At 72.0% G+C, this 12,665-nt stretch carries 9 protein-coding genes and 1 tRNA gene; 7 read left to right on the top strand and 3 right to left on the bottom strand.

All coding sequences use genetic code 11. The annotated features are described in order from the left end of the window. Nucleotides 1-53: 53 nt before the first annotated feature. The 3 genes from ACWFR4_RS14030 to ACWFR4_RS14020 all read left to right on the top strand — a co-directional run bounded on the left by ACWFR4_RS14030 (nucleotide 54) and on the right by ACWFR4_RS14020 (nucleotide 3,685). Entirely contained in the window at nucleotides 54-1,241 is a 1,188-nt protein-coding gene (locus ACWFR4_RS14030) for a thiolase family protein (protein ID WP_453652549.1), read from the top strand. A 77-nt stretch (nucleotides 1,242-1,318) separates the two neighbouring features. Continuing rightward, on the top strand, nucleotides 1,319-2,839 hold the full coding sequence (locus ACWFR4_RS14025; protein ID WP_453462477.1) for a long-chain-fatty-acid--CoA ligase: 1,521 nt from the start codon (nucleotides 1,319-1,321) through the stop codon (nucleotides 2,837-2,839). Between the two features lie 90 nt (nucleotides 2,840-2,929). Further along, nucleotides 2,930-3,685 (top strand): sulfite exporter TauE/SafE family protein, encoded by a 756-nt coding sequence (locus ACWFR4_RS14020; protein ID WP_266556451.1) that lies wholly within the window; start codon nucleotides 2,930-2,932, stop codon nucleotides 3,683-3,685. Nucleotides 3,686-3,692: 7 nt separating this feature from the next. Here the strand turns inward: ACWFR4_RS14020 and ACWFR4_RS14015 are convergent, their stop codons facing one another. Together ACWFR4_RS14015 and ACWFR4_RS14010 are read right to left on the bottom strand one after the other, a co-directional pair. Further along, the gene (locus ACWFR4_RS14015; protein WP_453462480.1) at nucleotides 3,693-5,765 is read right to left on the bottom strand and encodes an MDR family MFS transporter; all 2,073 of its coding nucleotides are present in this window, start codon (nucleotides 5,763-5,765) and stop codon (nucleotides 3,693-3,695) included. A gap of 283 nt (nucleotides 5,766-6,048) precedes the next feature. After that, entirely contained in the window at nucleotides 6,049-6,558 is a 510-nt protein-coding gene (locus ACWFR4_RS14010) for a DUF309 domain-containing protein (RefSeq protein ID WP_453652547.1), read from the bottom strand. Nucleotides 6,559-6,683: 125 nt separating this feature from the next. Between ACWFR4_RS14010 and ACWFR4_RS14005 the strand changes: the two genes are divergently transcribed. Next, nucleotides 6,684-6,757: transfer RNA gene (locus tag ACWFR4_RS14005), tRNA-Pro, on the top strand. Nucleotides 6,758-6,841: 84 nt separating this feature from the next. On the opposite strand, the gene ACWFR4_RS14000 is transcribed toward ACWFR4_RS14005, so the two are convergent. After that, a complete protein-coding gene (locus tag ACWFR4_RS14000) occupies nucleotides 6,842-8,362 on the bottom strand; it encodes an amino acid permease (RefSeq protein WP_453652545.1) in 1,521 nt (506 codons plus the stop codon). A gap of 129 nt (nucleotides 8,363-8,491) precedes the next feature. Here ACWFR4_RS14000 and ACWFR4_RS13995 point away from each other — a divergent pair, with 129 nt between their 5' ends. From ACWFR4_RS13995 to ACWFR4_RS13985, 3 genes are read left to right on the top strand one after another with little or no spacing between them, the layout of a single operon-like run. After that, the gene (locus tag ACWFR4_RS13995; protein ID WP_453652543.1) at nucleotides 8,492-9,964 is read left to right on the top strand and encodes an FGGY family carbohydrate kinase; all 1,473 of its coding nucleotides are present in this window, start codon (nucleotides 8,492-8,494) and stop codon (nucleotides 9,962-9,964) included. After that, on the top strand, nucleotides 9,961-11,403 hold the full coding sequence (locus ACWFR4_RS13990) for an FAD-dependent oxidoreductase (protein ID WP_453652541.1): 1,443 nt from the start codon (nucleotides 9,961-9,963) through the stop codon (nucleotides 11,401-11,403). The genes ACWFR4_RS13995 and ACWFR4_RS13990 overlap by 4 nt, the downstream gene beginning before the upstream one ends. After that, entirely contained in the window at nucleotides 11,400-12,659 is a 1,260-nt protein-coding gene (locus tag ACWFR4_RS13985) for an FAD-dependent oxidoreductase (RefSeq protein WP_453467880.1), read from the top strand. Before ACWFR4_RS13990 ends, ACWFR4_RS13985 begins: the two co-directional genes overlap by 4 nt. Nucleotides 12,660-12,665 lie beyond the last annotated feature (6 nt).

The raw sequence follows: 12,665 nt of genomic DNA, 5'->3' as shown, positions 1-12,665 counted from the left end.
GGGTCTATAGTCCAAAACTAGCAGTGCTAATTAACTTTCCCCAGGAGCCGCACGTGCGTCCCGTCCACTTCGCCGCCGCCCGCCGCACCCCGATCGGAAAGCTGCGCGGGTCCCTGTCCACCGTGCGCCCCGACGACCTGGCGGCCGGCGTCATCCGCGGTCTGCTCGCCGGTGTGCCGGAGCTCGACCCGGCCCGGATCGACGACGTCTACTGGGGCGCCGCGAACCAGGCCGGCGAGGACAACCGCAACATCGCGCGCATGGCCGCCCTCCTCGCGGGCCTGCCCGAGTCCGTACCCGGAGCGACCGTGAACCGCCTGTGCGCCTCCGGACTCGAAGCCGTCACCACCGCCGCCCGCACCATCGCCTCCGGCGAGGCCGACGTCGTCCTCGCGGGCGGCTCCGAGTCCATGAGCCGCGCCCCCTTCGTGCTCCAGCGCCCCGACGAGGCGCTCCCGCACAAGATGGAGACGTACGACACACGCCTGGGCTGGCGGCTGGTCAACCCGAATATGAAGGAGCTGCACGGCGTCCTCGCCATGGGGGAGACGGCCGAGGAGGTCGCCGACCGCTACGACGTCCCGCGCGAGCGCCAGGACGCCTTCGCGCTGCGCAGCCACCACAACGCCGCCGAGGCCCGCAAGAACGGCCTCTTCGACGCCGAGATCCTCCCCGTCACGCGCCCGGACGGCGTCGTCGTCGAGCAGGACGAGTGCATCCGCCCCGACACCTCCCTGGAGAAGCTGGGCACGCTCAAGCCCGTCTTCCGCAAGGGCGGCACAGTCACCGCGGGCAACGCCTCACCCATGAACGACGGCGCCGCGGGCCTGCTCCTCGTCAGCGAGGACGCCCTGCACGACCTCGGCCTCGAATCCCTCGGCCGGTACGTCGCGGGAGCCTCGGCCGGTGTGCACCCGGACGTCATGGGCATCGGCCCCGTCCCCGCCACGCAGAAGGCGCTCGCCCGCGTCGGCTGGTCCATCGGCGACGTCCAGGAGGCGGAGTTCAACGAGGCGTTCGCCGCCCAGGCCCTCGCCTGCGTCGACGCGCTCGGCATCGACCCGGAGCTGGTGAACCCGACCGGCGGCGCCATCGCGCTCGGCCACCCGCTCGGCTGTTCCGGCGCCCGCATCCTGACCACCCTGCTCCACCGCATGCGCCGCACCGGCGGCTCCCGAGGCCTGGCCACCATGTGCGTCGGCGTCGGCCAGGGCTCCGCCGTCCTCGTCGAGCGCTCCTGAACGCCCGCTGACGTCCCGCTGAGCTGTACCTGGTCCAGAGCCGCACCAGAAGTCAGTACGAACGGAGCACCACCCTCATGGCAACCCTGTCCCTCGCCGCGATCCTCGCCGAGTCCGCCCGCCGTCACCCGGACAGGACCGGGCTCGTCGAAGGTGAACTGCGCGTCACCTTCAAGGAGTTGTGGCTCCAGGCCCGCAAGCAGGCCGCCGCACTCATCGGCGTCGGCGTGCGGCCGGGGGACAAGGTGGCGCTGATGGCGCCCAACGTGGCCGAGTTCCCGCGCGCGTACTACGCGGCGCTCGCCGCGGGCGCCGTCGTCGTCCCCGTACACCTGCTCCTCTCCGCCGGAGAGGTCGAGCACGTCCTGCGCGACAGCGGCGCAACGCTGCTCCTGTGCCAGCCGGGACAGGCGAAGACCGGCGGGGCGGCGGCCGGGGCGACCGGCGTGCGCATGCTGACCCTCGGCGAGGGCGGCGACCTGGAGCGGCTCACGCACGACGCCGAGCCCCTGCCCACGTACCTCACCCGCGACGCGGACGACCCGGCCGTCGTCTTCTACACCAGCGGCACCACCGGCGTCCCCAAGGGCGCCGTCCTGAGCCACTTCAACCTGGTGATGAACGCGACGGTCAGCGCCTTCGACGGCCACGACGTGCGCTCCGACGACATCGCGCTCGGCGCGCTGCCGCTCTTCCACGCCTTCGGGCAGACCGTCTCCATGAACGCGACGTGGCGCGCCGGCGCCACCCTCGTCCTGCTCCCGCGCTTCGACGCGGCCAAGGCCATCGACCTGATGGTCGCCGAGGGCGTGAACACCTTCCACGGCGTACCCACCATGTACGTGAAGCTGGCGGCCGCGGCGGCAGCGGCCGAGAAGCTCCCCACCCTCAAGGTCTGCGTCTCGGGCGGCGCTTCGCTCCCCGTCGCCGTCCTTGAAAGCTTCCAGGACGCCTACGGCGCCACCATCTACGAGGGCTACGGGCTCTCCGAGACCTCCCCGGCCGCCGCCACCAACCAGCCGGTCTTCGGCGCGCGCCCGGGCACGATCGGGCATCCCATGTGGGGCATCGACGTGGAGATCGCCCGCGCCGAGGTCGAGGACCGCGTGGAGCTGCTCCCCGAGGGCGAGCTCGGCGAGGTCGTCGTGCGCGGCCACTGCGTCTTCAGCGGGTACCTGGGGCGCCCCGAGGCCACCGCGGAGGCCCTCGTCGACGGCTGGTTCCGCACGGGCGACCTCGGCACCAAGGACGAGGACGGCTATCTGCGCATCGTCGACCGCAAGAAGGACGTCATCATCCGCGGCGGCTACAACGTCTACCCGCGCGAGGTCGAGGAGGTCCTGATGCGCCACCCCGGCGTCGCCCAGGTCGCCGTCATCGGCCTGCCCGACCCCGTGCACGGCGAGGAGGTCTGCGCCGTGATCATCCGTAAGGACGCCGACGGGAGTGCGGCCGGCGCCGACGAGATCGCCGAGTGGTCCAAGGAGCACCTGGGCCGCCACAAGTACCCGCGCCGCGTCGAGTTCGCCGACGAGCTGCCGCTCGGCCCGAGCATGAAGGTCCTCAAGCGGGAACTGCGCTCGCGGTACACCGACTGACTCCGGGAGCACGAGCAGGGGGCGGCGTGTCCCAGCATGCGGCGCCCCCTGACGCCGACCGGATAGATGGGTCTAGCATCTGTCCCCGGTATGTACTCCATAACCCTCTGGGAATTCGCCGCCCTTGCCGCCGCAGCCGTGCTCGTCGGATTCTCGAAGACGGCCGTCAGCGGCGCCAACACGGTCAGCCTCGCCATCTTCGCGGCGGTCCTGCCCGCCCGTGAGTCCACCGGCATCCTGCTGCCCGTCCTCATCGCCGGCGACATCCTCGCCGTACTGACCTACCGCAGACACGCCCACTGGCCCACCCTGTGGCGCCTCTTCCCGGCTGTGGCCGCGGGAGTGGTCCTCGGCACGCTCTTCATGGTGTGGGCCGACGACGCCATGGTGCGTACGTCGATCGGGGCGATCCTGCTCCTGATGGCCGCCGTCACGGTGTGGCGCAGACGCCGGGAGGACGCTCCGGAGGTCGAGGAGACCGCGAGCCGCGCCGGCCGCGCGAAGGCCCGCTCCTACGGAGTGCTGGGCGGCTTCACCACCATGGTCGCCAACGCCGGTGGGCCCGTCATGTCGATGTACCTGCTGTCGGCGGGCTTCCGGAAGCTCGGCTTCCTGGGCACCTCCGCGTGGTTCTTCCTCATCGTCAACTCGGCCAAGGTGCCGTTCAGCGTGGGCCTCGGCCTGATCAACGGGCGCTCGCTGCTCCTCGACGCGGCACTCGTCCTGTTCGTCGTACCTGGCGCGTTCATCGGCAAGGCCTGCGTGCACCGCATCAACCAGCGGCTGTTCGAGCGGCTCGTGATCGCGGCGACGGTGGTCGGCGGGGTCCAGCTCCTGCTGCGCTGAGCCACCGTCACGACGCGGACAGGACCTTGTCCCTGCTGCGGGACGGCAGGCCGTGCTCCAGGTCCTCGACGAGCAGCCGCTTCGCGATCGTGTCCACGGCGGCCCGCAGGTCCTTGCCCGGTGGTCTGCCCAGGTCGGCCTCCACCTGCCGGCTCATCCACGCGCCCCAGGCGTGACTGATCACGTCCGCCTCGCGCTGCCCCGCCGCCGTCTGCGAGAAGTAGTAGCCGGTGTGCGTCAGATAGCCCTCCTCGACCATGCGGTCGAAGACCGGCACGAGCACCTCCGGCGGCATGCGGCGGCTGGCCGCGATCATGCCGAGGCTTGCGTGCCCCACCATTCGCGTGAAGAACTCCACCTGCATCACGGCCCACGCGCCCGCGGTGTCGAGCCGGGTGTCCGACTCGTCCAGGATGCGCCGGGCGGTGTCCAGGTCCGCCGACTTGACGATGTTGCCGACGGCCCGTTCGAGCAGGATCGCCGAGTCCCCGCCCTGTGGCGACGCGAAGCCCTCGCCCATGTCGGTCGACCCCATCCGCGCGCTGTCCCGCAGCTGAACCTGCTTCAGGAAGAACGCCACGACGAAGCCGAGCAACGCGACCGGGACCGTCCAGAGGAACACGGTGTGCAGCGTGTCGGCGTATGCCTCCACGATCGGCTGACGCGCCGGGGCGGGCAGCCGGTGCAGCTCCTCCGGACTCTGCGCCGCCTTGGCGATCACCGCGGGCGGAGCGGCCCCGGTCCGCGCCGCGGCGGCGACCCCGTCGGCGAGGTTCGTCTTGAGCATGTTGGCGTAGATGGTGCCGAACACGGCCGTACCGAAGGAGCTGCCGAGCGTACGGAAGAAGGTGACGCCCGAGGTGGCCGTGCCCAGATCCGCGTACTCGACGGTGTTCTGCACGGCGATCGTCAGAACCTGCATGCACAGGCCGATGCCGGTGCCGAGCACGAACATGTACAGCGACTCGAGCCAGGCGCTCGTCGAACTGTCCATCAGCGACAGCAAGTACAGCCCCACCGCCATGACCAGAGAGCCCACGATGGGGAACAGCCGGTAGTGGCCGGTCTTGCTGACGACGTTGCCGCTGAACACGGACGCGATGAGCAGACCGATCACCATCGGCAGGGTGCGGACGCCGGAGACCGTGGCCGAGTCGCCGTCGACGTACTGGAGATAGGTCGGCAGGAACGTCATCGCGCCGAGCATCGCGAAACCCACGATGAAGCTGAGCACCGAGCACACCGTGAACACCGGGTTGCCGAACAGCCGCATCGGCAGCATGGGTTCCTTGGCACGGGTCTCCACCCAGCAGAACCCGGCGAGCGCGGCGAGACCCCCCGCGAACAGCCCGATGATGGTGGGCGAACCCCACGCGTACTCGTTGCCGCCCCAGCTCGTCGCCAGGATGAGCGCGCTCGCGCCGACCGCGACGAGCGCGATGCCGAGGTAGTCGATGACGGGACGGACGGCCGACTTCACGACGGGGATCGTGCGGGCCGCGGCGATCACGACGAGGATCGCGATCGGTACGTTGACGTAGAACGCCCAGCGCCAGGTGAGGTGGTCCGTGAACAGGCCGCCGAGCAGCGGACCGATCACGGTCGCGACCCCGAAGACGGCACCGATGGCACCCTGGTACTTGCCCCGCTCCCGCAGCGGGATGACATCGGCGATCAGCGCCATCGCCGTCACCATCAGGCCACCCGCGCCGATGCCCTGCACCGCCCGCCACGCGATGAGCAGCGTCATGTTCGTCGCGAGTCCGCACAGGAACGAACCGGTGATGAAGACGATCGCCGAGACCTGGAAGACCACCTTGCGCCCGAACAGGTCACCGAACTTGCCGACCAGCACCGTGGCGACGGTCTCCGCGAGGAGGTATGCCGTCACGACCCACGACATGTGCGCCGCGCCGCCCAGATCCGACACGATCGTGGGCAGCGCCGTGCCGACGATCGTCTGGTCGAGCGCGGCGAGCAGCATGCCCAGCATGATCGTCACGAAGACGACGTTGCGGCGCCGCCGGTCCAGCACGGGCGGCTGCGCCGGGGGCTGCACGGTCTCCGTTGTGGTGGTCACCCGGCCAGCCTCACATCGAGGACGGGTGCGTGCGTGATCCTGCGGAGCTTTACGGGTGACGGTGGCTGACGCCGCGTGGGTGTATTGCGGGTCGCGCCCCGCAATGCCGGGGCCGGGGCCGGGGGTGTCGTTTGGCTGCGGGTTGTGGGGGTTGGGCGCGCAGTTCCCCGCGCCCCTGGGGAGCGGGGCGAGAGGTGGGGCTGTGGTTCTCAGCGGGTTGTGAGGGCTGGGCGCGCAGTTCCCCACGCCCCCAGTGTGGGGGCCCGGGCGAGAGACCGTGGGCCTAGGGGCGTAGGCGGGGGGCGTTGGTCGCCGCGTCCACTGTGGGGGCGTTCTGTCGCTCCACCTCCTTGGCCAGCGCTGTTGCCCAGGTCTCCAGTGATGCCACGTCCATTCCGTACGGTGCGTGCCTGTCCGAGGTCTCGCGCCACGCCGTGAGGCCCGTTGCGCCGCGGCGCAGGAGGCGGGCGCCGCCCGCCGTGTTGCCTCGGGCCGCGTGGGTCAGACCCACCGCCAGCTGCGCCAGGGCGCGCCACAGGCCGCGCTCCTCGCCGGGACCTGACTTCCACGCGTCCTCGAACACCTCGTGCGCGTGGAACGGCCGGCCCGCGTCGAGCAGCGCCTGCGCCTCCGTGACCGTCTCCTCGGGGGCCCGCACCACCCCCTCAGGCTGCCGAGCGACCCCCTCCGCGCCGTAGGGCAGCGGACGGCCGAGGCCGTCGCGGGGGCGCGCGTTCCTGGCCCGCCCCTCCTCGTCACGGTCGCGGTCCCGGCCACTGCTCACGTCGCTCATGCCTCGATTGTCCCGCGTCGGCGTCCGGCCGCCCCGCGGCCCTCGCACCGGCTACGGACCACCCCTGAGCTTGGGGTATTGTTCTTTCTGCGCCGCCAAGCGGAACACCCGCCGGGCGGCGCGAACGGGACGTGGCGCAGCTTGGTAGCGCACTTGACTGGGGGTCAAGGGGTCGCAGGTTCAAATCCTGTCGTCCCGACTTTTCGAAGTCGCAGATCAGGGGCCGTGTCAGAGAAATCTGACACGGCCCCTCGGTCGTTCCCGAAACCTCCCCGAACTCCTGTTATCCCGGGGCGTCTTCCTTCGCCGGAGGCGTTCCGTACGTGTCGCGCGCCGCGTACCACCAGACCGTCGCCAGGATCAGCACCACGGCCAGGGCCGCCGACGCGTAGTTCATCGAGTCGACTGTCACCGGTGACGCCTGCGGCAGGCAGAACAGGACCGTCACGAAGGCCACCCACGTCACCGCGGTCCAGCCGACCGGTCTGCTCCAGCGCCCCAGGTTCCATGGTCCCGGGGTGAAGCGGTCGCCCGCGCGCAGGCGCAGGAGGACCGGGATCGCGTACGCGGGCGTGATCCCGATGACGTTGATGGCGGTCACCGCTCCGTACGCCGTCGTGGAATAGAGGGACGGCAGCGCGATCACGGCGGCGAGACCCACCGACAGCCACACGGCGGGCACGGGTGTACGGGTACGGGCGCTCACCTTGCGCCAGAGCGCCGAGCCCGGCAGCGCGTTGTCCCGGCTGAACGCGAACACCATGCGGCTGGTCGCCGCCACCTCGGCGTTCCCGCAGAACAGCTGGGCCACGATCACGATCAGGAGCAGCGCCGTCGCGCCGGACGTGCCGACGGCGTCGATCATGATCTGCGCGGGCGGCACGCCGGTGGCGCTGTCCTGCGCGCCCGCGTAGTCCTGGATCGCGAACGTCAGCCCCGCGAGCAGCACGAACCCGGCGATCCACGAGACCCACACGGCCCGCACGATGCCGCGCGCGGCGGAGACGGAGGCGTTCGACGTCTCCTCCGAGAGATGCGCGGACGCGTCGTAACCGGAGAACGTGTACTGCGCGAGGAGCAGGCCGATCGCGGCGACGTACAACGGGTTGTGCCAGCCGGTGTCGTTGACGAACTCGGTGAACACGAAGGACGGCGACTGATGGTGGTCGGGCACGATCGCGAGGACGCCGACGATCACGGCCACGCCCGCCAGGTGCCACCACACGCTGATGGAGTTGAACAGGCTGACCAGGCGTACGTCGAAGAGGTTCAGGGCGGCGTGCACGAAGAGGATGGCGAGGAAGATCAGGAAGGTCGATCCGGGTGTCGGGTCGAAGCCGAACCGGAGGTTGAGGAGCGCGCCGGTGAACAGGGCCGCGCCGTAGTCGATTCCGGCGATCGCGCCGAGCAGGCCCAGGAGGTTGAGCCAGCCCGTGTACCAGCCCCAGCGGCGGCCGCCGAGCCGGTCGGCCATGTAGTAGAGGGCGCCGGACGTCGGATACGCGCTGGTGACCTCGGCGAGCGCCAGGGCGACGAGGAGGACGAAGAGGCCGACGCCCGCCCAGCCCCACATCATCACGGCCGGTCCGCCGGTGCCGAGGCCGAATCCGTAGAGCGTCATGCAGCCGGACAGGACGGAGATCACGGAGAAGCTGATGGCGAAGTTGCCGAAGCCGCCCATGCGGCGGGCCAGGACCGGCTGGTAGCCCAGCTCCCTGAGTCTGGCCTCCTCGTCCGGTGGCTGTCCGGCCGGCCCTGACTCGGCGGCGCTCGACGAGGTGGTGCCTATTTCCGGTGTGGACATGAGCTCCTCTTGTGGGGAGAGGCGTGAAGTCACAGGTGGAGTAAGGAGACTGACGGATGATCAGTGTAGGGGGCAGGGGCGAAGGGGGCACCCTTGACGCTGTCGCGGAGGCTGTTGCAGGCTTCCGCGGTGATCACGAATGCCGGCGGGCCGCGCGAGGGGACCGTCCTCGCCATCGATCAGGGCACGTCGGGGACGAAGGCCCTCGTCATCTGCCCGCACCGCGGCGTGATCGGCTCGGGCAGCGCGCCCGTACGTCCGCGCTACCTCCCGGGCGGCCTCGTCGAGGTCGATCCGGCCGCGCTGCTCGCCTCCGTCGTCGACGCGGGGCGGCGCGCGCTGGCCGCCGCGGGCGAGCCCGTCGGCGCGGTCGGCCTCGCCAACCAGGGCGAGACGGTCCTCGCCTGGGACCCCGCGTCCGGCAGGCCGCTCACGGACGCGATCGTCTGGCAGGACCGTCGGGCTGAAACACTGTGTGCGGAACTCGCCCCGTACGCCGATGAGTTGAGGGACCTCACGGGACTGCCGCTCGACCCCTACTTCGCGGCCCCCAAGATGGCCTGGATCCGGCGCCACCTCACCCGGGACGGCGTCGTCACCACCAGCGACGCGTGGCTCGCCCACCGGCTGACCGGCGCGTTCGTCACCGACGCCGCGACCGCGGGACGCACGCAACTCCTCGACCTGGACACCGTTGCGTGGTCGCCGCGCGCCCTGGACATCTTCGGCCTCGGCGGCGAGCGGCTGCCGGACGTCGTCGACGCCGCGGGACCCGTCGGCACGACGAAGGCGTTCGGCCCCGAACTTCCCCTCACCGGGCTCCTCGTGGACCAGCAGGCCGCGCTGCTCGCGCAGGACGTGAGCGAGCGGGGAACCGCCAAGTGCACTTATGGAACAGGTGCGTTCCTGCTCGCCCCGACCGGCGACCGTCCGCGTCGCGGCAGCTCGGGACTGGTCAGCTGCGTCGCCTGGCGACTGGCCGGGCGGACCAGCTACTGCCTCGACGGGCAGGTCTACACCGCCGCCTCCGCCGTCCGCTGGCTCACCGACCTCGGGGTGATCGCGGGGGCCGAGGACATCGACCCGGTCGGATCGGCCGTGCCCGACACGAACGGCGTCACCTTCGTGCCAGCCCTCGCCGGCCTCGCGGCGCCCTGGTGGCGCGGCGACCTGCGCGGCTCCCTGACGGGCCTCGGCCTGGACACGACCTCCGGCCACCTCGTACGCGCCCTGTGCGAGGGGATCGCCGCGCAGGTCGTCTCGCTCGCGGACGCCGTCGCTGCCGACCTGGGCGAGTCGCTGCGCACCCTGCGCGTCGACGGCGGCCTGACCCGGTCGGCCCTGCTGATGCAGACCCAGGCGGACCTTCTCCAACTTCCCGTGGAGGTGGCCGAGTTGCCTGACGCGACCGCGCTCGGCGTGGGCGTCGTCGCCCGGCTCGGGCTCGATCCCGCACTCACCGTGGGGGACGCGGTTCCGCGACGGCAGCCCGCCGCCGTGTATGAGCCGCGCATCGATGCCGCGCAGGCCGCCGAACGCCTCGACGGGTTCCGCTCGGCGGTCGCCACGCTCCTCGACCGCACGCCGACGGGGTCCTCATGACCGTCACCACCAAAGGGCCGCTGTCACCCAAAGGGCAGATGTCGTCCCGGGCCTACGACGTGGCGGTCGTCGGAGCCGGCGTCGTCGGTACCGCTATCGCCCGCGAACTGGCGCGCCACCCACACCTGCGCATCGCTCTCGTGGAGGCGTCCGGCGATGTCGGAGACGGCACCTCCAAGGCCAACACGGCAATCCTGCACACCGGGTTCGACGCCGTGCCCGGCTCCCTGGAGTCCCGCCTCGTCAAGGAAGGGCAGCGACTGCTCGCCGCCTACGCGGCCGAGTCCGGAATCCCCGTCGAGCCCGTCGGTGCCCTGCTCGTCGCCTGGGACGACGAACAACTCGACGCACTGCCAGGCTTGTTGGAGAAGGCCGGACGCAACGGATACGACGCGGCGCGCATCATCGACGCCGACGAGACCCGGGCCCGCGAACCGCATCTCGGCCCCGGCGCGCTCGGCGCCCTGGACGTCCCGGGCGAGAGCATCATCTGCCCCTGGAGCACCACGCTCGCGTACGCCACCCAAGCGGTGCGGTCCGGTGTCGATCTGCACCTCAACACCCGTGTGGGGACGGTGAGTTCGGAAGGAGGCGATCACCTTCTGGCCACGTCGCGCGGCGCGCTCCGGGCGCGGTTCCTCGTCAACGCCGCGGGGCTGAACGCCGACGTCCTTGACCGGCTCGTCCTCGGGCGCGGCGACTTCACCGTCACCCCGCGCCGCGGCCAGCTCATCGTCTTCGACGAACTCGCCCGCGACCTGGTCCGGCACATCATCCTTCCGGTGCCGACCGCGCTCGGCAAGGGCGTCCTCGTGGCGCCGACCGTCTACGGCAACGTACTGCTCGGCCCGACCGCCGAGGACCTCGACGACAAGGCGGCCACCGGCACGACGGCGGACGGACTCGACGGGCTGCTCACCAAGGGGCGCCGCATCCTGCCGGCCCTGGCCGACGAGGAGGTCACCGCCGTGTACGCGGGCCTGCGCGCCGCCACCGAGCACGACGACTACCGGATCCGCTGCCACGAGGGGCGGCGCTACGTCACCGTGGGCGGCATCCGCTCGACCGGCCTCACCGCGTCCATGGCGATCGCGGCCCACGTCGCGGGCCTGATCGCCGAGGCGGACCCCGGCCTCGACCTCAAGGAGCCGCTCGAGCCGGCCCCCGTCCACATGCCCAACCTGGGCGAGGCCTTCCCCCGCCCGTATCAGCGCGCGGACCTCATCGCGACCGACCCCGCGTACGGAACCATCGTCTGCCACTGCGAGCGCGTGACCCGCGGCGAGATCAGGGACGCCCTGATCAGCACGGTCCCGCCCGCTTCCCTGGAGGGCCTGCGCCGCAGGACCCGGGCGCGGGGCGGACGGTGTCAGGGGTTCTACTGCGGGGCGGCCGTGCGCGCACTTCATGAGGGGCGGGGCGAGTGGGGGCCGGAATGACGCGGCGGCAGCGGGGCGTCGACGTGGTCGTCGTCGGCGCGGGGCCCGCCGGGCTCGCCGCCGCCCGTGGCCTCGCCGAGCACGGCGTGGGCGTCGTGGAGGTCCTGGAGCGTGAGGCGGTGGCGGGCGGTGTGCCGCGGCACTGCCACCACCGCGGGTTCGGGCGGTGGGGCGTGACCGGGCCGCAGTACGCGGCCAGGACGGTCGAGGCCGCGCTCGGCTCCGGCGCGCTCCTGCGGACCGGGGTCACCGCCACCGGATGGGCCGGGCCGCTCACCCTCGACACCACCGGCCCGCACGGGCTCGAACGCATCACCGCGCGCGCCGTCGTCCTCGCCACCGGGGCACGCGAACGCCCGCGCAGCGCACGCCTCGTACCCGGCACTCGCCCCGCCGGAGTGCTCACCACCGGCGAGCTCCAGCAGGCCGTCCACCTTCACGGGCAGCGGGTCGGCACCCGCGCGGTCGTCGTCGGCGCCGAACCCGTCAGTTACGCGGCCCTGTCCGCCCTGCGCCGGGCGGGCGTCACCGTCGCCGCGCTCACCACCGAGGAGCCGCGCCACCAGCTGGGCCGGGCGCGTGCCGCGGCGACCCGCATCGGTCACGGCGTCCCCGTGCTCACCGGCGCGACCGTGGCCGAACTCCTGGGGAGGGGGCGGGTATCGGGCGTCACGCTGCGGCATCGTGACGGCCGGCTGACGACGGTCGGCTGCGACACCGTGGTGTTCACCGGGGACTTCGTGCCGGACCACGAGCTGGCGCGGCGCGGGGGAGTGGCGCTCGACCCCGGGACGCGGGGGCCCGCCGTGGACGGCGCGTTCCGCACCGGGGTCGAGGGCGTCTTCGCCGTGGGGAACGTGCTGCACGCGGTGGAGCCGGCGCTGTGGGCGGCCCGCGAGGGCGCGCTCGCGGCCGACGCCGTGCGCGGGTTCCTGGACGGAACGGGCCCGGCGCCGGGTGGACCCGCGATCGAGGTCGCGGCGCCCCTGCGTTGGGTGGCGCCGAACCGGGCGGTCCCGCAGGTGCCGGTGGAAGGCTTCGTCCTGCGCACGTCGGAGGCGCTGACACGGCCGGTGCTCGTCGTCACGCAGGACGGCCGCCGCCTGCACCGCCAGTACGTACCGCGCCGCGCGCTCCCTCATCGCACCCTGCACTTGGCGGGCCACTGGACGGGAGAGGTCGACGCCGACGGCGGCCCCGTCCGGATCACCGTCGGCGGGCTCAGGGGCGCAACCTACGGAGCGGCTACGGAGTGATGCGCG

The organism is Streptomyces sp. NPDC055140 (assembly GCF_053607285.1).
This window is presented reverse-complemented; position numbering and strand designations above follow the sequence as displayed.

What these genes read in the sequence shown, in the direction of transcription:
- ACWFR4_RS14025 (WP_453462477.1), top strand. Translation starts at nt 1,319, where the DNA reads ATGGCAACCCTGTCCCTCGCCGCGATCCTCGCCGAGTCCGCCCGCCGT.
- ACWFR4_RS14020 (WP_266556451.1), top strand. Translation starts at nt 2,930, where the DNA reads ATGTACTCCATAACCCTCTGGGAATTCGCCGCCCTTGCCGCCGCAGCC.
- ACWFR4_RS14010 (WP_453652547.1), bottom strand. Translation starts at nt 6,558, where the DNA reads ATGAGCGACGTGAGCAGTGGCCGGGACCGCGACCGTGACGAGGAGGGG.
- ACWFR4_RS14000 (WP_453652545.1), bottom strand. Translation starts at nt 8,362, where the DNA reads ATGTCCACACCGGAAATAGGCACCACCTCGTCGAGCGCCGCCGAGTCA.
- ACWFR4_RS13990 (WP_453652541.1), top strand. Translation starts at nt 9,961, where the DNA reads ATGACCGTCACCACCAAAGGGCCGCTGTCACCCAAAGGGCAGATGTCG.
- ACWFR4_RS13985 (WP_453467880.1), top strand. Translation starts at nt 11,400, where the DNA reads ATGACGCGGCGGCAGCGGGGCGTCGACGTGGTCGTCGTCGGCGCGGGG.